At 43.2% G+C, this 21,845-nt stretch carries 14 protein-coding genes and 7 pseudogenes; 5 read left to right on the forward strand and 16 right to left on the reverse strand.

The genetic code is table 11. The features are described from left to right. The 3 genes and pseudogenes from ctaD to MMY81_RS29530 all read right to left on the reverse strand — a co-directional run bounded on the left by ctaD (nt 1) and on the right by MMY81_RS29530 (nt 3,836). Nucleotides 1-1,883: pseudogene (ctaD, locus tag MMY81_RS29520) on the reverse strand (cytochrome c oxidase subunit I). 22 nt (nt 1,884-1,905) lie between these two features. After that, on the reverse strand, nt 1,906-3,012 hold the full coding sequence (gene coxB, locus MMY81_RS29525) for a cytochrome c oxidase subunit II (protein ID WP_252315645.1): 1,107 nt from the start codon (nt 3,010-3,012) through the stop codon (nt 1,906-1,908). A 56-nt stretch (nt 3,013-3,068) separates the two neighbouring features. Further along, nucleotides 3,069-3,836 carry a UbiA family prenyltransferase gene (locus MMY81_RS29530; protein ID WP_256498026.1) on the reverse strand — a complete coding sequence of 256 codons (768 nt, stop codon included), beginning with the start codon at nt 3,834-3,836 and terminating at the stop codon, nt 3,069-3,071. A 414-nt stretch (nt 3,837-4,250) separates the two neighbouring features. On the opposite strand from MMY81_RS29530, the gene MMY81_RS29535 reads away from it, so the two are divergent. Continuing rightward, nucleotides 4,251-5,174, forward strand: a complete 924-nt coding sequence (locus tag MMY81_RS29535; RefSeq protein ID WP_252315646.1) for a COX15/CtaA family protein — start codon at nt 4,251-4,253, stop codon at nt 5,172-5,174. A 140-nt stretch (nt 5,175-5,314) separates the two neighbouring features. On the opposite strand, the gene MMY81_RS29540 is transcribed toward MMY81_RS29535, so the two are convergent. The 4 genes and pseudogenes from MMY81_RS29540 to MMY81_RS29555 all read right to left on the reverse strand — a co-directional run bounded on the left by MMY81_RS29540 (nt 5,315) and on the right by MMY81_RS29555 (nt 11,879). Then, a complete protein-coding gene (locus tag MMY81_RS29540; protein WP_252315647.1) occupies nt 5,315-6,487 on the reverse strand; it encodes a GNAT family N-acetyltransferase in 1,173 nt (390 codons plus the stop codon). 2 nt (nt 6,488-6,489) lie between these two features. After that, nucleotides 6,490-7,914, reverse strand: a complete 1,425-nt coding sequence (locus MMY81_RS29545) for a cryptochrome/photolyase family protein (protein ID WP_252315648.1) — start codon at nt 7,912-7,914, stop codon at nt 6,490-6,492. Between the two features lie 108 nt (nt 7,915-8,022). Continuing rightward, nucleotides 8,023-11,454 (reverse strand): annotated as a pseudogene (pyc, locus tag MMY81_RS29550) (pyruvate carboxylase). Nucleotides 11,455-11,597: 143 nt separating this feature from the next. After that, nucleotides 11,598-11,879: an Fpa/YlaN family protein gene (locus MMY81_RS29555; RefSeq protein ID WP_120192368.1), complete on the reverse strand. Its 282-nt coding sequence runs from the start codon at nt 11,877-11,879 to the stop codon at nt 11,598-11,600. Nucleotides 11,880-12,046: 167 nt separating this feature from the next. Here MMY81_RS29555 and MMY81_RS29560 point away from each other — a divergent pair. Next, nucleotides 12,047-12,549: pseudogene (locus tag MMY81_RS29560) on the forward strand (peptidyl-prolyl cis-trans isomerase). On the opposite strand, the pseudogene MMY81_RS29565 reads toward MMY81_RS29560, so the two are convergent. Continuing rightward, nucleotides 12,550-13,876: pseudogene (locus MMY81_RS29565) on the reverse strand (PhoH family protein). A gap of 87 nt (nt 13,877-13,963) precedes the next feature. Beyond that, the gene (locus tag MMY81_RS29570) at nt 13,964-14,419 is read right to left on the reverse strand and encodes a pyridoxamine 5'-phosphate oxidase family protein (RefSeq protein WP_252315649.1); all 456 of its coding nucleotides are present in this window, start codon (nt 14,417-14,419) and stop codon (nt 13,964-13,966) included. A 212-nt stretch (nt 14,420-14,631) separates the two neighbouring features. On the opposite strand from MMY81_RS29570, the gene MMY81_RS29575 reads away from it, so the two are divergent. Then, complete coding sequence (locus tag MMY81_RS29575) at nt 14,632-14,832, forward strand: YlaI family protein (RefSeq protein WP_252315650.1); 201 nt, start codon at nt 14,632-14,634, stop codon at nt 14,830-14,832. Nucleotides 14,833-14,932: 100 nt separating this feature from the next. On the opposite strand, the gene MMY81_RS29580 is transcribed toward MMY81_RS29575, so the two are convergent. Further along, nucleotides 14,933-15,283 carry a YlaH-like family protein gene (locus MMY81_RS29580; protein WP_252315651.1) on the reverse strand — a complete coding sequence of 117 codons (351 nt, stop codon included), beginning with the start codon at nt 15,281-15,283 and terminating at the stop codon, nt 14,933-14,935. 44 nt (nt 15,284-15,327) lie between these two features. Continuing rightward, nucleotides 15,328-17,160, reverse strand: a complete 1,833-nt coding sequence (gene typA, locus MMY81_RS29585) for a translational GTPase TypA (RefSeq protein WP_252315652.1) — start codon at nt 17,158-17,160, stop codon at nt 15,328-15,330. A gap of 182 nt (nt 17,161-17,342) precedes the next feature. Between typA and MMY81_RS29590 the strand changes: the two genes are divergently transcribed. Next, complete coding sequence (locus tag MMY81_RS29590) at nt 17,343-17,522, forward strand: DUF5325 family protein (RefSeq protein ID WP_252315653.1); 180 nt, start codon at nt 17,343-17,345, stop codon at nt 17,520-17,522. A 13-nt stretch (nt 17,523-17,535) separates the two neighbouring features. Here the strand turns inward: MMY81_RS29590 and MMY81_RS29595 are convergent, their stop codons facing one another. The 5 genes and pseudogenes from MMY81_RS29595 to MMY81_RS29615 form a co-directional block, all read right to left on the reverse strand. Next, nucleotides 17,536-17,775 carry a hypothetical protein gene (locus MMY81_RS29595; protein WP_252315654.1) on the reverse strand — a complete coding sequence of 80 codons (240 nt, stop codon included), beginning with the start codon at nt 17,773-17,775 and terminating at the stop codon, nt 17,536-17,538. 58 nt (nt 17,776-17,833) lie between these two features. Beyond that, complete coding sequence (locus MMY81_RS29600) at nt 17,834-18,487, reverse strand: O-methyltransferase (RefSeq protein ID WP_252315655.1); 654 nt, start codon at nt 18,485-18,487, stop codon at nt 17,834-17,836. Between the two features lie 23 nt (nt 18,488-18,510). Then, nucleotides 18,511-19,230: pseudogene (gene map / locus MMY81_RS29605) on the reverse strand (type I methionyl aminopeptidase). Nucleotides 19,231-19,335: 105 nt separating this feature from the next. Next, nucleotides 19,336-20,253, reverse strand: coding sequence for a M20/M25/M40 family metallo-hydrolase (locus MMY81_RS29610; protein WP_252315656.1), 918 nt, complete (start codon nt 20,251-20,253; stop codon nt 19,336-19,338). A gap of 289 nt (nt 20,254-20,542) precedes the next feature. Then, a pseudogene (locus MMY81_RS29615) lies at nt 20,543-20,999 on the reverse strand (flavodoxin). 237 nt (nt 21,000-21,236) lie between these two features. On the opposite strand from MMY81_RS29615, the pseudogene MMY81_RS29620 reads away from it, so the two are divergent. Continuing rightward, nucleotides 21,237-21,799: pseudogene (locus MMY81_RS29620) on the forward strand (DegV family protein). Nucleotides 21,800-21,845: the final 46 nt, after the last annotated feature.

The following is a 21,845-nucleotide window of genomic DNA, read 5'->3' on the forward strand; positions in this document are numbered from 1 at the left end:
TTAACTTACCTCCTTTTCCAGCTTTTTCAATTCTTCTGCTGTAATATGATAGCCGTGATCCTCTTTAATCGAACGGACGAGCATCGGCCCAAATGTGAGCAGAAAGCCAGGAATAATTACAGCGTATGGAGATACAATAGCATTTTCCATATTAATCATAATCATACCGAATCCCCAGACAAACATACCAATTCCAATAATGAATGGAAGAATAGAACCATTTGGCATATGAATATCAGATAAAGGCTCAGCTGGTTTCATTCTGCCGTCTCCGTGAATTTTTTCGTAAAACAAAGGATCGAGGGAGCGCACCTGAGGTGTCTGTGCAAAGTTGTATTCCGGAACTGGAGTAGGAGTTGACCATTCCAGCGTTCTTGCATCCCACGGATCGCTTACTACAACGCGTTCTGCTGTCATAGCAGAATATACGATATTAATCACTAATACGATAATACCAGCCGACATCAGAAATGCTCCAAGCGAGGAAATTAAGTTCATTGTTTCCATCCCCTGGCCTTCGAGGTATGTATATACCCGTCTTGGCATTCCGATAAGACCAAGGATATGCTGTACAAAGAATGTCATATGAAAACCAATATAGAACATCCAGAACATCAGCATACCAAGTTTTTCATTTAAATGATGACCGAACATTTTTGGGTACCAGTAGTACAGGCCAGCCAGCAGGCCAAGAACAATACCGCCTACAATAATGTAATGGAAATGGGCTACTACAAAGTAGGTATCATGATATAAATAGTCAACTGGAACCATAGAGAGCATAACACCGGTTACACCGCCCAATACGAAGGTAGGAACGAAAGAAGAAGCACACAGCATCGCTGTATTAAACGTCAGCTTGCCGCCCCACATAGTAAAGAGCCAGTTGAATATTTTGATACCAGTTGGTATTCCTATTGCCATAGTGGCAATTGCAAATACAGAGTTTGTTACCGGACCGATACCGACCGTAAACATATGGTGAACCCAAACCATAAATCCTAAGAAAGCGATAATTAACGTAGCAAACACCATTGCTGTGTAACCAAACAATCGTTTTCTTGAGAAAGCCGGAATGACTTCGGAAATAATTCCAAAAGCCGGCAGTACCAAAATATATACTTCCGGGTGGCCGAAAATCCAGAAAATATGCTGCCATAATACAGCATTACCGCCGCTGTCCGGTGAAAAGAACTGGGCGCCGAACAACCGGTCAAGCATAAGAAGAGCAAGCCCTGCAGCTAACGGTGTAAAAGCGAATACAATCAGCAGGGACGTAACAAGCGAGGTCCAGCAGAAAAGCGGCATTCTCATCATCGTCATCCCTGGAGCACGCATATTTACAATCGTTACAATAAAGTTAATAGCCGAGATTAATGTACCAATACCACTAACCTGAAGACCAAGAACATAGAAGTCCATGCCTAAATGTCCGTAATCTCCTGCCGACAGCGGCACGTATGCTGTCCAGCCTGCATCTGGAGCTCCTCCGAAAAACCAGCTGACGCTCAAAAGCAGTCCGCCGAAAAAGAAGATCCAAAAACCTAGCGCATTCACGAAAGGAAATGCTACATCACGCGCCCCTATTTGAAGAGGAATAACATAGTTCATAAAAGCGAATAATAATGGGGTGGCTGCAAGAAACAGCATGATCGTTCCATGCATTGTAATAAATTCATTAAACGTCTGACCGTCCAGAAAGTTATTTTCCGGAAACATAAGCTGGATTCTCATAAAAACAGCCATAAGCCCTGCTTTCAGGAAAACAGTGTACCCGCTATTAAATACATAACGCCTAATTTTTTATGGTCTACTGTGGTCAGCCAGTCCATTAGAACGCTTTTGTCTTTTTTTTCTTTAATAATTGCTGAATAATCCGCCATTGGTTTTACCCTCCTTTACTCTTTATTCGTTTTGAGGTTCTTCTATTCTATCCGAACCATCTGTTTCAATCTGTCTTCCGATAGCAGGCTGCTCCACCTCTAATGTATCAAGATAGTCCAGCAGGGCATCCATGTCCTGATCTTCCATATCTGGATATGCCTGCATATTGTTTCCCTGCTTAAAGGAATCCGGATCACGGATCCATGCTTCAAGGTTTTCTTCATTGTATTCTACAACCCCGGCAATCGTTTCCCGGTCAGAAAAGTTTGTCAGCGTCGGCCCCTGAGCGGAACCTTGACCGCCTACAGCATGACATCCAATACAGCCCTGGTCTTCAAATACCTGGCGTCCATCTGAAGCTGTCGTGCCTTCTTCAGGCTCAGCAGGTTCTGCTGCCATCGTTTCCACCCAGCTGTTATATTCATCGCGCTCAAGCGCCACTACTTTAAAGTCCATTAATGCATGGGAAGGTCCACATAGTTCTGCACATTTCCCTTTGTAAATACCAGGCTCATCTGCTTCAAGCCATAGACGGTTTTCAATTCCTGGAATAGCATCAATTTTCCCGCCAAGTGCCGGTACCCAGAAAGAATGAATAACATCTTCAGCTGTCAATGTGAACTCTACTCTTTCCCCAACAGGAATATATACTTCATTTCCCGCAGTGAAGCCTTCTTGGTAATCAAACTGCCACCAGTATTGGTGACCTGTTACGTCGATCGTGACGCCTTCGCCTTCTCCCTCGCCGCTGGAACCTGAGGCCTGAGGCGTCGTGTCCGCAAAATAATATGTACCTGTAATGGTCGGTACGGCTAGAATTGCCAGCAAAAAGATAGGAATAATAGTCCAGGTAAGCTCCAGTGTTTTACTGCCTTCTACCTGTTTAGGGTACTCATTGTCACCCGGCTTTCTTCTGAATTTCACTACTGCAATAAAGTACAGTGCAAATACAACAATAATAACGACTGCCATAACATACAAGCTCAAAATCAGGTTATCTAAAATCCATTCTGCCTGAGGACCATAGGGATCCAGAGCAGTGAGGCGTTCCTCGCCACACCCTGACAATAAGAGCATTATGAAAGATAAAGGCAGAAGACGCATCCAAAACGTATGCTTGTTCATCATTAATTCAACCCCCTCTTTATTTAATTAATAAAATATCAACGTCTGATCGGTAAATTTCATAAAGCAGGAAGTGCCATCGTTATTAACACCATGAAAAAATAAACGATCGAAAAGGCAAGTACTCCGGCTGCCCACTTTTTGTCCGACCGGGCTTTCAAACCTGCGGCCAGCCAAATCAGCCATACTGCTCCTCCCGTCATAACGCTAATGAGATACGTGGTTCCATACTGGTTCAGCAGGAGAGCTCCCAGTATAAAAACGGCTGCATATAAAATACTCTGAAGTTTAGCCGTATTGTTTCCAGATATCACTGAAAGTACGGGAATTCCCGCTTTTATGTATGCTTCCTTTTTCATAACGGAAAGAGCGAGCGAGCACGTGCAGTACCAGATGAAAAATAAAAACGCTAAAATCCAGGCCGACGGGTGAAGAGAAGCATCTGCTGCTGACCAGGCAATTAAGGGCAGTACTGCGAAAACCCCCGCCTGGATAAAGCTTCCGAAACTTGACCGGTATTTGAGCCAGTAAGCATAGCCCAGCATGTAAAGAAGAGCAGCAAAGGTTCCAAACACTCCAGTCACTGTACTAATTGAAAAGAGCAGCATCACACCTACAGCGGTAATGAGAAGGCTTATCGCAACTGCTTGTTTTTCCGTCTTTCTTGAATTCTTCCGGCTGTCTTCCCCGATGCTGCCTTCCACCATAAAGCATCCCTGTAACATAAGAGCTGTGCCGGCAAAAGTAAGAATAAACAAGTGCAGATTCTGCTGCCATTGGAAGCTCGAGAACGGTTCAGCAGCCAGCATCACTGTAAACGTTATCAAAATAATAAAAAAAAAAGCGCTGTTCTTCTAAATAAAAAGAATAGGCGCGAAGCGAATCGATTTTCCCCGGAGGCTTGAAACGAATCAGCAGATGATCCTATCCTGTTCATGGTTACACCTCCTATTATAAATAATCCCCCTGTGTGTACGCTTCACTGTTTATATTGTAGCATTAAAATACACCGGGTAGAACCAGAAATTGCAAGGTTACTCCGCATCTTTACTATAATATTACAAATAGTATAGCTTAAATGTTCTGCGCTTTCACCTATTTCCTTATATTCACAATTTATTCAAGTTTGAGAAAAGCCTTTAAATGTTCATTACTATTAAATTGACTTTTATTTGTAGAATCCATACGATTACAGTAGGTTCGTTACTTATACAGCATAGATTGGACTGAGGTGGATAGCAGTGAACAATATTGGTTTAAAGATTTTTGGTGTTTTAACTTCTATTGGAATGTTGATTGTACTTATTCAAGGTTCCCTTGTAACAAAAACAGGTTCTGGAGAAGGATGCGGTGCTACCTGGCCGCTCTGCTTTGGTGAAGTCATACCCGACTCTCCTGCTTTGGAAACGATTATAGAATACAGCCACCGGTTGTGGTCTGGACTTATGGGACTGTTTGTTATTATTCTGGCTGTATGGTCCTGGAAAAAACTCTCTCACTTAAGAGAGACCAAGTTCATGGCACTAATGGCTGTTCTTTTTATTATATTTCAGGGAATGATGGGAGCCGGAGCTGTCATATGGGGGAACTCCAGCCTGGTACTCGCTCTTCATTTCGGAATATCTACAATTTCTTTCGCTACCGTCGTTCTTTTAACCATTTTAGCATTTGAGAACAGAAAAAAGGCTCCCGCGCCGCTGGTCAGTAGAGGTTATAGAAATTACCTTCTTTTCGTTATCATTTACTGCTACGCTGTGATTTATACCGGTGCCTATGTTAAGCATACAGATGCAACATATGCCTGCGAAGGTTTCCCTCTTTGCAACAGCCAGATTATTCCTGATATAAGCGGGGCATTAGGATTTCAGATTGGTATTCATTTTGCTCATCGTGTTTTTGCTACTATTTTATTCATTTTCATCGCTATTTTGATGATCTGGACGATTAAACGCTTTGCTGCTTCTACTGCATTAAAAACAGCGAGCATTCTTGTATTTGCTTTAACAGTTGTGCAGATCACCGCAGGCGTTTCCATCGTTTTCGTTAACGCATATCTTGCTTCTGCATTGACTCATGCTATTACAGTCACTTTTTTGTTTACAACACTTGCCTATATGGTAATGATTGCTACTCGGAAACCACCTGTAAACAGACGCTATAAATAGCAGTTAGTTATCAAAATTTTCTACAAAGGTTCATCTAAAAACAACCTCTGCTTCCTAATTATAGGAAGCAGAGGTTGTTTGTTTGTCTTTTTATCCTGCTGATAAACAGACGGAACGAATCTAGAAAAATTTTTTCCATTTTAAAAGAAATCATATATAAATGGCTCCATGGGGCTGACTCCTGAGTTCAGGAGATCCGCCTGTTCTTTTGTTCCCTTAATTCTCCCAGACTCCCATGCCTGTCTGGCGCTGATATATCCCATAAAAACAGCTGCTGCCGTCTGTATGTTCAGTTCAAGGCCTTCATGCTCCGAGCGCCCAGGGAAAAATCGAATATGAATACTGCCGTCAACATTTTCAAGACTATAAAATCCTTGATTCCATTCACAAAAATCATCTTCAATTTTTAAATTTAATTCTTCTCCTTCTTTTAAGTTCAATGGGTACTTTTCCAGAAAAGACGTCATGTTCACAATACGTGCCATAAAATAGCTTTCCCGCTTTTCCGTGATCCTGGAATCCGGGAGAAGGAAACGGCTTGGGTCATCTACAGCTGGTTTCATTTCTACTTCCGTTATCATTGAATCATGCTGAGCCAGGAAACTCCAAAGAGCCGTTCGCGCTTCTTCATCGAGCCAGATAAACTCTTTTACATCCATTTTCTGTTCTTTCACTTTATAGATAATATAGCCCCTGTCCTCCCCCTGTTTATTTTTAAATACAGCAATTTCTCCTGTTTTTCGTTTTAACACCATATAATCCCACCACTGTTTATCACGGATGACAGCTCCGGTATAAGAAACAGCCCACTTTTTGTATATAGGCTGCAGCACCGCTCCTGCTTTTTGTTTCACTCTAAAAATACTGCCTTTTTCCAACGGCAGAGGTTCAGGAAGCTGATGGCTTGAAAGTGTCCAGGTTTTTGCGTCTGCAAACAACTCCCACCCAAACTTCCGATAAAAGGAAAAGGAAAATGGATACAGCAGAGAGACATCACACCCCCGTTCTTTTATATCTTCCAAAGCAGAACGGAGAAGCTCGCGAACTAATCCACTTCGGCGTTTTTCAGGCCAGGTGGCTACACCTGAAATTCCTCCCATTTTCATGATTTGTCCTGCGATATAAATATCAGAAGGAATAATAGTAAGCTTTGAAGCTATTTCCTTGTTTTCTACGGCCACCCAGATGTTTTCCGGTTTAATCATTTTTCTGCGGTCTTCACGCTGTTCGGAGGAAAGCTCAAACTGAAAGGCAAATTCTCCCAATGTAATGTTTTGATCGAGCTCCGCGGCTTTCATTTTTCGTATTTCCACCTTTATTCGTCCTCTCCTTTGAACATGGCAATGGCTCGTTTTCGTTGTATAGAATGATCAACTGCCGGTTCGGGATAATCTTTTCCTATAATGCAGGAAGCTTTCTCCTGTTCTTCTTCACTCATTTTCCAGGGCTCATGAATAAACCGCTCAGGTACGTCTTTTAAAACCGGCAGGTATTTTTTTATGAATTCTCCTTTTTCATCAAACCGCTGGCTCTGTCGAATGGGAGAAAATACCCTGAAATACGGCACAGCATCAGAACCGGTCGATGCTGCCCACTGCCATCCTCCAGCATTAGAAGATGGATCATAGTCTATGAGACGTCGCCCAAAATACTGCTCCCCTTCTCTCCAGTCTTCCAGAAAATCCTTTACCAGAAAAGATGCTGTAATCATTCTGCCGCGATTGTGCATCCAGCCTGTCTCATTTAATTGAATCATGCATGCATCTACTACAGGATATCCGGTCTCTGCATTTTTCCATTTATTAAGGTTTGATTTATTATTTTCCCAGTTCAGCGACTGATAGGCCTCTTTTAATTCTTTATTTTTTAAATCCGGATGGGAAACATGAATCATATTATAGAAATCTCTCCAGGCCAGTTCGCTTAAGAAAGTTCCTGCCCCTTTATCATCTTCTTCCAGCTTGGGAAGCAGTGCTTGATAAATTGTACGTACCGATATTCTCCCCGTTTTTAAATAAGCCGAGAGTCTGCTTGTACCGTCCTCTGCCAGAATATCCCGTTCTTTTTCATAATATTCCACGGGATCATCAGCAAACGCATCTAAACGATCAAGGGCATCCTGCTCCTGTACCTTCTCCCATTTTGTTTCTGCCTTCTTATTGTAATTTATTAAACTGTCCCGGCCCTCTTTATCAGTAAACGCTTTGTTTATCTGTCTTGATATGAGAAAATCAATGTCTATCTGAAACGGCTTATCTTTTTGTTTTTTAAACCAATTTCGGTAATACGGCGTAAATACCTCGTAGTAGCTTTCATCTTTTTTTAACACTTCATCCGAAGCATGAAAATGGGCATCTTTAAAAGGATAAAAAACAGCATTTGAAAGCCCTTTACGTGCTTTTTCGTCTCTTTTAACCGCATGCGGCACTTCATCTTCGTTAAAAAATACCGCACTGATTTCTTTTTCTTTTCCTAAACTTTCAAACACCTGCCCGATTTCTCCAACTTTTATGTACAGGCGGATATTTTTTTCCTTGCATTCGTTTGAAAAAGCCTCCAGGTTTTGAAAAAAATAATCATGATGAGGGCATGGATCTTCTATTCGTTTTTCTTCTATATGAAAAAAAGCGATCCATTTTCTCGAATCGTCTTCCTGCAGCCACTGCTCGAGCGCATACATGGCATGGCTGTCTATTAACCGCAAATCTCTTCTGAACCACAATACTGCTGTTTCTGTCATTCTTTACCTCATCCTCTCCACTTCTCCATTTTCCTATACCCTATTTTATAAGCTTCTAAAAACAAAAACCAGCTGAAGACATTACACCTTCAGCTGGTTTTCCTATAGTTAGGATGAGAATTCAATTAACAGATCGCCGGTTGCAATGGCGTCGCCATCGGCTACGTGAATAGACTTCACTTCTCCATCAAACGGTGCCTGTACGGTCGTTTCCATTTTCATGGCTTCGGTAATCATCAGATGATCGCCTTTTTTTACTTTTTCTCCGTCTACCACAAGGGTTTTGATAACGGTTCCCGGCATAGAAGCACCGATCTGATTGGTATTCTTTTTATCTACTTTTGGCCGCTCCACCACAGACGCTGCCACGTTCTGATCTTTAATGTTTACTTCCCGCGGCTGGCCGTTCAGCTCAAAATACACAATTCTCGTACCGTTGTCCTGCGGTTTGGAAATCGATATCAGCTTGACAATCAACGTTTTTCCCTGCTCGATTTCCACTTCAATTTCTTCTCCCAGCCGGAGACCGTAGAAGAAGGTGGCCGTATCGAGCACCGTCACATCGCCGAACTGCTGGCGGAACCGCTCGAAATCCATATACACCTTCGGATACAGCGCGTAGGACAACAAGTCATGGCTTGTGATCTGGCGGTCGACTTCTTTATACAGCTCTTCCTGCAGGCTCTTAAAGTCTACGTCATACATGTTTTCCCCGGGACGGTTGGTGATCGCCTCACGTCCTTTCAGAATCACATCCTGCAGGTTTTTCGGAAATCCCTGGTAAGGCTGCCCCAGATAGCCCTGAAACAGCTCGACGACGGAATCCGGGAAATCGAGGCTGCCGCCTTTTTCCAGCACATCGTCTTCAGTCAAATCGTTCTGAACCATATAAAGAGCCATATCACCGACGACTTTGGAAGACGGCGTCACCTTGACCACATCTCCAAACATGTCGTTCACCCGGCGGTACATTTTCTTTACGTCATTCCAGCGGGCACCCAGACCAACGGCTTTCGCCTGCTGCTGCAGGTTGCTGTACTGGCCTCCCGGCATTTCATGCTCATATACCTCTGTGTGAGGCGCGTTCATGCCGCTTTCAAAGCCCTGGTAGTATTTCCGGGTGTAGTCCCAGTACTCATTGAGCTCTTCGACGGCTTTAATATCGATATCCGGCTGCCGCTGCGTGCCTTTGATCGCATAATACAGACTGTTCATACTAGGCTGCGAGGTTAACCCAGCCATCGAACTGATGGCGACATCGACAATATCGACACCTGCTTCAATTGCTTTCGCATAGGTGAAAATACCGTTTCCGCTCGTATCGTGGGTATGCAGATGAATCGGAATCGAAATCGTCTGCTTGAGCTCGGTCACAAGCTGATAGGCCGCTTCCGGCTTCAAGAGCCCGGCCATGTCTTTAATGCCTAAAATATGAGCGCCTGCCTTTTCCAGAGATACGGCCATGTCTTTATAGTACTGCAGGTCGTATTTCGTACGTGTAGAATCAAGGATATCACCGGTGTAGCAGATCGACGCCTCGGCCACCTTCTGCTGGTTTCTTACTTCATCAATCGCCAGCTGCATGCCCTCCAGCCAGTTTAACGAATCGAAAATGCGGAACACGTCAATGCCGGCATCGGCACTTTTCTCCACAAATTCTTTAATCACGTTATCCGGATAGTTTTTGTAGCCCACGGCATTGGAAGCCCGAAGCAGCATCTGCAGCAGAATGTTCGGCATCTTTTCTCGTAACAAAATCAGCCGCTCCCACGGATCTTCATGCAGAAAGCGCATCGATACATCAAACGTTGCCCCGCCCCACATCTCTGACGAAAACAGCTGCGGGAGCATATGCGACGTCGGTGCGGCAATCTTTTTCAAATCCTGCGTCCGGACTCTCGTCGCCAGCAGCGACTGGTGGGCATCCCGGAAGGTGGTGTCTGTCAGAAGGACCTGCTTCTGACTCTTCACCCAGTCTGCGAGCCCTTCCGGCCCGCGTTCGTCTAAAATCTGTTTGGTTCCTTTCAGCGGCTCTGCCGTCTTTTCGATAATTGGCACCGGCGGCTTGTCAAGGACCGGCTTTTTCATTTTTTCCAGTCCCGGGTAGCCGTTCACAATCGTTTCGCCAATAAAGGTAAGCATTTTTGTGCCCCGGTCTTTTCGTTTTGGAAAAACAAAAAGCTCCTGCGTCTGATCAATAAAGGACGTATTGTAGTCACCGCTCAAAAAGCCTTTATGCTGCACGAGATTTTCCAGAAACGGAATGTTGGTAATAATCCCACGGATCCGGAATTCCCGAGGTTCCGAAGCATTTTAGCCGCCGCTCCTTCAAACGTAAGCGACCAGGTGGATACTTTCACGAGCAGGGAATCGTAATGAGGCGATATAACAGCCCCCTGGAAGCCGTTGCCGGCATCAAGCCGCACGCCGAATCCGCCGCTGGAGCGGTATGCCATGATTTTTCCGGTATCCGGCATAAAGTCGTTGGCCGGATCCTCTGTCGTTACACGAGACTGAATCGCAAAGCCGAACGTTTTGATATCCTGCTGCTCTGGCATATTCAGCTCTTTCCCGTGCAGGGATTTTCCGTCCGCTATATACAGCTGGGCCTGCACAATATCAAAGCCGGTAATCATTTCCGTATCGTATGCTCTACCTGAATTCTCGGATTCACTTCAATGAAGAAAATTCGCCGTGGGGATCACTAGAAATTCCACGGTCCCTGCATTCACATACTCATTCTTTTGCTTAACTGAACCGCTGCATCGCAGATTTTCTCGCGCAGTGCATCGCCGAGCGAGACGCTCGGAGCTATTCTACTACTTTCTGGTGCCTTCTCTGTACGGAACAGTCTCTTTCATATAAATGCACGACATTGCCGTGGGTGTCCCCCAGAATCTGGACTTCAATGTGCTTGGACTTTCCACAAATTTTTACATAGACCTCATCGTTACCAAAGGCCGACTTGGCTTCTGATTTAGCCCGGTCATACGATTCGATAAAGCATCGGCGTCGCGGACAATTCGCATACCGCGTCCGCCGCCGCCAAGAGATGCTTTAATAATAAAGGATAGCCGTTGGCCTCGGCAAAGGCCCGTACTTCTTCCACGCTCTCCACCGGGCCGTCACTGCCCGGAATAACAGGAGCCCTGCCTCGAGTGCCGTTGTCCGGGCTTTCACCTTATCACCGAACATATTTAAGTGTTTGGTTTCGGTCCGATGAAAATAATGCCTTCTTCTTCGCAGCGTCTGGCAAATTCAATATTTTCAGACAAAAAACCATAGCCGGGATGAATCGCATCAATATTTTTTAGCCGTCGCAATAATATCTTCAATATCAAGATACGCATCGATCGGCTTTTTTCCTTCTCCTACCAGGTACGCTTCATCTGCTTTATAGCGATGAAAAGCCCCTGTGTCTTCCTTGGAATAAATCGCTACGGTGCGGATATGTAATTCGGTACACGCTCTGAAAATCCGGATCGCGATTTCTCCGCGGTTCGCAACTAATACTTTTTTTATATTTTTCAGCTGGCTCATCTCGTTCCTCCCGGTTTTCATTCTTTTTTTTATATACTTACTGACAATTCCAAATATATTTTATCATACCATGTCCTTATTTTTTGTCAAAAAATTCTGAGCTTTGTACATAAAAAAACAAGCTGCGGGCTGCAGCTTGTTTTTTAACTATTAACGGTTGCTTCATGAAATGCAGAAAGCTTTCGTTCAAGTTCAGAAAGAATATGTTTACCCGTTGCATCTTCAATAAGATTCAAGCGGATAGCAAAGTCTATCTCACGGGAAAGACCAAACATCTGCGTGTCCAATACCTCTTCATAAAGAGGACATTGAGGCATTGTTAAGTTTTCCATCTGCACTTCAATCAGCTTTCTGATTTTTTCTGCATCGGCAACAAGAAGGGCATATGCTTTTTCTTTATGTTCGGTTTCTGCCTTTACACTCAAGGTGACCCCTCCTAATATAAGCTAATTAAATCTATCTTATCTATTTAACAGGAAAAATGCAAGAAAGTATTGAAAAGTTCACTATATCTAAACATCTTGCTTGTTTTCCAAGACTTCCCTTCCTATGATATTATAGTACTATTGCATATACAAGGAGGAATTACGTGATGGAATTTATTCTTTTCATATACGGCAACACCAAATATACAATCACTATTGACCCGACGGTCTGGATATTCGACGATAGAAAGGTCGATTTGACTACCTGGTTTGAACAGGAGAGAAAAGCCGATACGAGTCTTGAAGAATATACACGTGCAGCGTCTGAACACTGGGACAGGGAAATGACTGAAGGCGCACGTATTCCAAAGCGTACCAAAACAAACGAAGTACGCAATAAAAAAGAAACATTGATTAAGGGAAGCTTTGGCATTCCTTTTCATTATTTTATCGAAAATGCAGAGCCGGGGAAGGTGCATCTAAAGTAGTCGTGGAACGCTCACAGGGCTCCGAATTAATTGTAGATCTGGATACGGCTAAAGATTTTATTGCAGGGTTTTCAAAAGACGGATCCAGCCTCAAAGAAGATGGCCCTGTTCATATCTATTACGGCAGCGGAGAAAACAAAGAAAATCCCATCACTTACGTGACAGGATTCCGGATCGTATAATTACAACAGATCGGCTGCAAGCTGGGCAAGGCCTGACCTTTCGCCTTTCTCCAGCTTCACATGGCCGCTGATTGACTGATTCTTGAACACTTCTACAACGTAGGCTAGTCCGTTGTTTAATTCATCGAGATAAGGATGGTCAATTTGTTTCGGATCACCCATCAGTACAATTTTGCTTCCTTCTCCTACTCTTGTAAGAATTGTTTTCACTTCATGTTTTGTTAAATTCTGTGCTTCGTCAATGATAATAAACTGATCGGGAATACTTCGACCTCGAATATACGTTAACGCTTCGACTTCAATAGATCCCATGCCGGCAAGAATCTGATCGAGTTCGCCGGGCTTTTTTGCGTTAAATAAATATTCCAGATTATCAAAAATAGGCTGCATCCACGGTCTGAGCTTTTCGTCTTTTTCTCCTGGAAGATAGCCAATATCTTTCCCCATCGGCACAACCGGCCTTGCTACAAGAAGCTTATTGTAGATGCCGTAGTCTTCAGTAAGCATCAGGCCGCAGGCAAGCGTCAAGAGCGTTTTTCCTGTACCTGCTTTACCTGTCAGGGTAACTAACGGAATATCATCACGCAATAGCAGCTCCATCGCCATTTTTTGTTCGACGTTCCGCGGTTTTATGCCCCAGGCGTGTTCGTGCTCGCTTGTAAAAGGCACCAGCTGAGAGGATTCAGCATTTACTTTGCACAAGGCAGAAGATGAGCCGCCTGCAGCATCTCGTAGAACAACAAATTCGTGGGGATACATCCCTTTTTCATCTAATTGCGCCAGCGGAAGCGATCCCTCTGCATAGAAGGTGTCAATCAAATCTTTCGTAACGGCTATGTGCCGTTTTCCTCTATACATTTCATCGAATTCTGTTACACGATCATTTAGAAAGTCCTCGGCATGAAGGCCTAAAGCGTCAGCCTTTACGCGAACCAATCCATCTTTACTTACAATAATAACCGTTTTTCCTGTGTCTTCTTCAATCTGCTGCGTGTGTAGATTATGCGCTACAGCTAAAATACGATTATCATTTGTTACTTCAATAAACATTTCTTTGAGATACTGATACGATTTATGATTTAACTCAACGCGGACGGATCCGCCGGAATCAAGCGAAACACCTTCATGAAGTTTCCCTGTTACTCTCAAACTGTCCAGGATTCTGGCCGTTTCCCGGCGTTCCTTCCAATCTCATCCATATATCTCTTTTTTGAATCAATTTCTTCCAGTACGACTGCCGGGATAACTACGTCATTTTCTTTGAACTGATAGATAGCCCTCGGGTCCTGAAAAGCACATTTGTATCGAGCACATATATTTTTTTCAACGTTATTCCCCCCAGATGTAAGTGAAAATCTGTTCTACTCCTACATGAATAGAATGATGTCTTTTTTTGTGGAGGAGGCCTTTTACGTTAGACTGTTTTCATGGCCTTCATCACTTGGTTGTCCAGCTTTGCCGCCGCTTCCGCATCATAGGTTTTCTCATAGCGGGGCTCCAGCGTCATTTTCGCACCATAAAACATAATATCCTTTACTTCATTAATATTAAGTTCAGCTAAAGCCAGTTTAATGGGGACATCTTCTATTTCTTCTTTGAGTATTTTAACCTCTCCAGCGATCGCGTATGTCGACCCATTTCCTATAACCGTAATAACGATACCTGGATTATGTCTCATGTTATTCATCATTTTGGACCGGTTATCAATAGTAAATCGAAGGGTTTCTCTATCTGGTGCATATATCCAGGAGAGTACTCTCACATCCGGTGCATTTGACTCGTGGTCTACTGTAGTTAATGAAATGTACCGTTCTTTTTTCAGAAGGGCCAATAGTTCATCATTTAAGTTTTTTTCCATTCGGTTTGCCATTCCATAACCCCCTTATGTATTTTTAATTCCCATAACAGACAGTGCTTATGCCTATTATTTTACATATACGACATTTCTGACCGAAACTCCTTTAATTTCCTGTTCACTATTCATTGTTTGGAAGTTCATCAGTGATAGTCTTCCTTCTTTCATGTTATACTATTGTAGAAACAATCTCGATAAAATTGCTCATCCTACTGGAGGATTTAGATATGAAAGTCAAATGTGTACTCTGCGATGACATTCATGATCTTGACGATGGAAATCCGCTTGCAAAGAAACTGCGGAACCGCCCGATTCATACGTATATGTGCGAAACCTGCCAGGCACGAATTGCCAAACGTACAGAAGAAAGAGCGCAGACCGGTAATTTTCATTTGTACCGGGACCCCACTCAGGATGATGGATGGTAATAAAATGAGTTATCAAAAACGCTTCCCCCGGGAAGTGTTTTTTTATGAGCAGACCTTTCTATAAAAAGAAAAAAGCTCTCCCAAAAGGGAAAGCTTTTTATTATGCAGATGTCTGCTCGTTCTGCTCCTGTTTATGGCGCTTTAACCGCAGACGGTAAAGAGCCAGTACTACAGCAGCGGCAAACAATGATTCCACTACAGCCATTCCAATAGCAAAAATAGTTAAAGGAAGGGCACCTATGAGAAGGGCAGTATATACGATAACGTTTTTGAGAAGCGGCAGTTTCCGTGCAAATCCCATGTTAAACACGAGAATGCACATGATCACTACAGCTGCATACAAAAGCCAAAAACCCGTAATCGGATATTCATGTATGCCGAGCATGCCAGCTGTCCATGACAGCTGGTCCTGCGTGACGGCAATATCTTCGGAGTTTGTGGTTCCATTCATTACGCTTCCCTCCTCATGAGATACCGTTTATGCTGAGGTGCTGCTTATTTAGATACCTTGCTTCGCTTTTCATCGCGCTCTCTGGCACTTTTATCAAGAATTTTCTTTCGTAGACGAATAGATTTTGGTGTTACTTCACAATATTCATCTTCGTTTAGATATTCCAGGGCTTCTTCAAGCGTCAAAATTCTCGGACGCTTCATTGTAACTGTGTTGTCTTTATTAGCGGAACGAACGTTTGTCTGCTGCTTCATCTTTGTAATGTTAACAGTCAAATCGTTATCACGGGTGTGTTCACCAACGATCATACCTTCGTAGATTTCCGTTCCGGGCTCAAGGAAAAGCGTACCGCGGTCTTCAACCTGCATCATGCCGTACGGAGTACATTTCCCAGTTTCCATTGAAACAAGCACTCCCTGGCGGCGTCCGCCGACTTGTCCGCTGTGCAGTGGACGATAGCCGTCAAATACATGGTTGATAATACCGTAACCTTTTGTTTGAGCCATGAATTCTGTTGAATAACCAATAAGACCTCTGGAAGGTACGAAAAACTCCATACGAACCTGACCGTCTCCACGGTTAACCATGTCGCGCATTTCTCCCTTACGTTCTCCGAGAGATTCCATAACTGCTCCAGTATAATCTTCAGGCACGTCTACCTGTACTCGTTCAACCGGTTCAGATACGACACCATCCACTTCTTTAATGATTACCTGCGGCTTGGATACCTGAATTTCATATCCTTCGCGACGAAGATTTTCAATAAGAATACTTAGGTGAAGCTCACCACGGCCGGACACAGTCCATACATCTGGAGAATCAGTGTGCTCTACGCGGAGACTTACATCTGTTTCCAGCTGCGTCATAAGACGCTCTTCAATTTTTCTGCTTGTAACATAGTCGCCTTCACGGCCTGCAAAAGGACTATTATTTACAAGAAATGTCATTTGAAGAGTAGGCTCGTCGATACGAAGGGCGGGAAGTGGATCTTTATGGTCTGCCGGGCAGATTGTCTCCCCAACCATAATATCCTCTACACCAGCAATAGCAATCAGGTCACCGGCAGTTGCAACATCAATCTCCATACGCTTTAATCCCATGAAGCCAAAAAGCTTCGTGATTCTAAAGTTTCTCACTGTACCGTCTAGTTTAATTAAGGAAACCTGATCCCCATTTTTTATTGTTCCACGGAATACTCTTCCTATACCAATACGTCCAAGATAGTCATTGTAATCAAGCATTGTAACCTGAAATTGTGCAGGTTCACTGCTGTTATCAATTGGTGCGGGAACTGTATCAAGGATTACATCAAACAGGATATCCATTTTACCATCCTGGTTATCTGAATCCATGCTTGCTGTTCCGTTAATTGCAGAAGCAAATACTACTGGAAACTCGATCTGTTCTTCATCAGCACCAAGCTCGATGAAAAGGTCAAGAACTTCGTCTACTACTTCATTTGGACGTGCCATTGGGCGGTCAATTTTATTAACCACTACAAGCGGCGTAAGTTTCTGTTCAAGTGCTTTCTTAAGAACAAAGCGGGTCTGCGGCATACATCCTTCATACGCATCCACTACTAGAAGAACACCATCTACCATTTTCAGAATACGTTCGACTTCTCCGCCGAAATCGGCGTGTCCTGGAGTATCCATTATATTAATACGGGTGTCTTTATACTTTACTGCCGTGTTTTTAGCAAGAATAGTAATACCGCGTTCTTTTTCAATGTCGTTATTGTCCATGGCACGCTCATCGACATGCTCATTCTCCCGATACGTTCCAGACTGTTTTAACAGCTCGTCCACCAATGTTGTTTTACCATGGTCAACGTGAGCTATAATTGCAATATTTCTCAAATCATTACGTAATTCCATTCGTTTACCGCTCCTATCCGATACTATCATTCCTTAACCTATCAATTGTAGCACATTCCCTTTTGATTGGGAGTACTTTTTGCTTAATTAAGGGAAAATATCTGTCATGCTTTTAAATTCTCTCATTCCATTGTAGACTATTAAGTAGAATAAAGTAATAGTGAAAAGTGGTGTTTACTACAATGACTGCAGTAAAATGGGTGTTTCTTTTCTTTGCCTTTCTTGCTACATTCAGCATTGCCAGCCTTGGTATTGCTGTTGCAGAAGGCTCTCTTCTAATTGCTTTGATCTGTATTGCCGGTCTGTTTGGCTCTTTTTACGGAGCAAGAAAACTTCGTACAAAGCAGCAGTCCAACGCATAGGAAACAGCAGTGTTCACTGAACACTGCTGTTTTTTTCTGTTTTGTTTTCATCAGGGGCGGAAGCATAAGCGTGAACAGCTGCTACGCCGGCAACAAATATAGAAGGTGCATAGACCGTCGTAAATAGTGCAATGTAAATAATTAAAAATAAAATACCGCTGAAAAATTTTTTCAGATACATCTGTCCCACGCCTGGAAGCAGCAAAGATAGGACGGTGGCAATAATTGCTTTTTTTCCTTTCAAATGATTCATTCTTTCACCAGCCTTAAATCAACCGTTTTTCTGCCCGGTCGATCGTATACAGGAGGTTTTAATCCCTGTTTTCGTTTTTAACTACTCTGGAAACCGTAATCCCGTCGCCGCTTGGAATAAGCGTAGACTCCAGCTGAGGATGAGAAGCTACTTTTTCATTAAACTGACGGATCGATTCCGTGTACCGCTTGTCCTCCAGATCGGGATCAAATACAGTATCCCCTGCCAGAACATTATCTGCAACGATCAGTGCCTGGGGATTGGCAAGCTCTATCGCATAATCAAGATAATTCACGTAATTTTTTTTATCTGCATCTATAAAAATAAAATCATAGGAATTTTCGCTTTCTTTTAGATGCTTTAGAGTATCCAGTGCCTCGCCGACCATAATAGTTGTTTGTCCTTCAAATCCGGCGCGTATATGATTCTGCTTGGATACCTGGGCGAAATTTTCGTTTACTTCGAGGCTCGTCAAATGACCTTCCTTACCAAAGCCTCTGGCAAGACAGATACCGCTGTATCCACCAAGCGCCCCTATTTCCAGAATGTTTTTAGAGCGTGATATTTTAACGAGCATCGTCAATATTTTCCCCACATTCGGACTGACAGAGATCTCCGGCATATTGCTTTCCCGAATGGATTTAAGCACCTCTGTTAATTCATCATCATTTGGCTGAAAAACGGATTGAATGTATTCATTTACTTGTTTCATCCTTTATTCCTCCTACAATATTTTTATGATTGCCGGGTTAATATTATAGGCTCATTCTCTGTAATGATGATGGTATGTTCATACTGAGCCGATTTCTTCCCATCTCTCGTGCGGGCTGTCCAACCATTACGGTCCATCCTGCTGTGCCAGCTTCCTTCGTTGATCATCGGTTCAATGGTCACAGCCATTCCTTTTTTTAACCGCTGACCTTTCCCGGCTTCTCCATAATGAGGAATCTGAGGGTCTTCGTGAATGGTGCGTCCAATACCATGACCTGAAAAATCTTTAACAACAGAATATCCTTCATTTTCAGCAAAGCTTTGGATAGCATGACCGATATCACCAATTCTGTTCCCGTCTACTGCTTTTTGGATGCCTAAGTCCAAAGATTTTTTTGTCACTTTCAGCAGTTTTTCTGTTTGATCAGAAACGTTTCCTGCTCTGTGCGTCCAGGCGGAATCAGCCAGCCCGCCTCTCAGATTAACGACCATATCAATCGTAACAATGTCGCCTTCTTTCAATAAGGAGGGGCGGGGAAACCCGTGGGCAGATTTCATCATTTATACTGGCACAGGTAGGCATACTTGTAACCCATATACCCTTTCTGCTCGGGAGTAGCTCCATGTTTTTTTTTTTAAATATGTTTCTACAAATCTGTCTATTTCTTTTGTAGAGACGCCCGGCTTTATCCGCTGTTCTATTTCTTTGTGACAGTCTGCCAGTAATCTGCCGGCATCCTCCATCAATTGTATTTCCCTTTTTGTCTTTAATGAAATCAAGCTTCAGAATCCTTTCTTTTACATGATGTTATTCATTATACTATTTTTGATCTTATTCGTGTATTCCTATCAATCCAGTATTAACGGCTGAAACCGGGTACTGTCTTTCAAACCTTCGATATAAGAGACCAGCAGGTTGATTACGTTCTCTATGTCATCGAGACTTGCTGTTTCGACAGGAGAATGCATGTACCGAAGGGGAAGAGAGACATTCACTGTGGCAATACCGCTGCCGGTGTAACGAATTTTATCTGCGTCAGTTCCGGTATGTCTTGGAGTTAATTCGTATTGAACATTCATTTCAAGCTTTTCTGCCGTGTCTTTTAAAAGACGGCTGGCTTTTTTATTAACCGGCGGCCCCACAGCAAGGACCGGTCCTCCGCCCAATTTGACATCCGGCTGCCTGTTTTTGTTCGATCCCGGATAATCATAAGCGAAGGTTACATCAATAACGATAGCCAGATCAGGCTGAACAGCGGCTCCTGCATAATAAGCTCCGCCCATATTGGTTTCTTCATTAACTGTACTTACTGCAGCAACGCTGGCTGGAAACACCCTACCTTTTAAACGTTTTATTGTTTCTGCCGCAATAAATGCCCCCGTTCGATTATCAAGGCCTCTGCCGCTTATTTTGTTTCCAAAAAGCAGTTCAGGCGATCTATGGTAAACAGCTGTATCTCCAATGGATATGAATTTTTCGATCTCTTCTCGGCTGGAAGCACCGCAGTCAATAAACAAGTCGGAAAAAGAAAAGCTATCGGAAGCTCCGCCCTGATGTTCGGCATTCACTCCGAACACGCCGGTAATCGTCTCTTTATCCCCAAGAATATCCACTTTCATTCCCAGCGCCGGCTTGTGACTGATCCCGCCAAGCTTTTCGACACGTATATAACCATCTGAATCAATATCCTTCACCATAAAACCAATCTCATCACAGTGACCGGCAAGCATAATTTTTAATGCCCCCGATGGGTTAATGATAGACATTGCGTTTCCTGCGCCATCTACTCTCTGTTCCTCTGCGAAAGGCTTTGTGTAATGCAGCCATTTCCGTTGAATTTCTTCTTCACTTCCGGAAGGAGAAGGTGTATTCAGCAGTGAAAATAAAAATCCTTGCTCGATTTATCCATTTGATGTCCTCCTCCATACTATTATGTCTGCTTTTATTTTGTTTTTATCATAAGCAGTTTAGCACGACAGGCATATTTTTGAAATAATCAATAAGAAAAAGCAGATGGAGAGACTATAAACCCCCTGCACCTGCTTATATTAAACGTTATGAAGATGTAATTTTCCATTTGCTCAAAAACTGCTCCGCAAACTGTTCACAGCGGATAATCTCTTCTCCTTCCGGATCTAGTTCAATTTTTAAATTAGGCTCTACAAGCGCGGCTCCTTTTTCCTGCAGCTTCTCGCTGATGGTATCTACAGCTGCTCCGTATTCCGGGTAGGAGGAATCGCAGGATCCAAAGCAGGCGGCCGGTATGCCCTGTAGATTGATATATCCATGTCGTCATAGAAATCTTCCAGTTCATACGGGAGGTCACCGTCCCCCCATGTATAGGTTCCAAATAATATGCCATCGTAATTTTCCAGTTCCACTGCTTCCATGTCATCCATATCAATATGCCTTCTTGTAACCTCTGCATTCGATGCGAGCTTTGTTGAATAATATCAGCTATCTCTTCCGTATTTCCGGATAAGCTGGCAAAAACAATTAGAATAGAAGCCATTTGTAATCCTCTCCTTCTTCAACAATCTGCCCTCACTATAATTGATAATGATTATCAATGTCAATAGCGGTTGATTCTTGAAAGTTCTGACATTGACTTCTTTCAGCCTGTTTGATACGTTTAATTCACTTTGTACACATTGATATTATAGGATCTTTTGTGATTGTAATTAAATGACAGGAAAGCAGGCGTCCATTAATGAAAAAAATAAAAATTGTAACCGATTCAACTCTCGATATGAGAGAGGAAGATATTAAAGCATACGGAGTCTATGTAGTTCCCCTTTCTATCTCTATCGGCGAAGAAACGTTTCTGGACCGGGTAGATATTTCTCCCGCAGATTTCATGAAAAAAATGAAAGCATCTTCTGAGCTCCCAAAAACATCCCAACCTTCTCAGGTGCGTTTGCCGAAGTATACGATAAGCTTCATGAAGAGGGGTATCAAGTGTTATCTATCCACGCCTCCAGCGGACTAAGCGGCACGATAAATGCCGCACACACTGCTTCAGAAATGACAGAGGCAGATGTTACTATTCTGGATTCCAAATTCATTTCGAAAGCGTTATCTTTCCAAGTGGAAGAAGCCTGCGAGATGGCAGACCGTGATATCCCGATGGATGAGATAATAAAGAAATTAGAGCAAGTTCAAAAAAACACTCGTCTGTTTGTGGTCGTACACACTTTAGAGAATTTAATTAAAGGCGGACGGATTGGAAAAGGCCGAGGTTTAATAGGTACGCTGCTTAAAATAAAACCGATTGCCGTTTTAGAAGACGGAGTTTTACGCCCCGGTAACTAAGGTTCGAAATTCCACTCAGGTCATACGTTTTCTCACCGAACAGTTT

This window comes from Sinobaca sp. H24 (assembly GCF_023845525.1).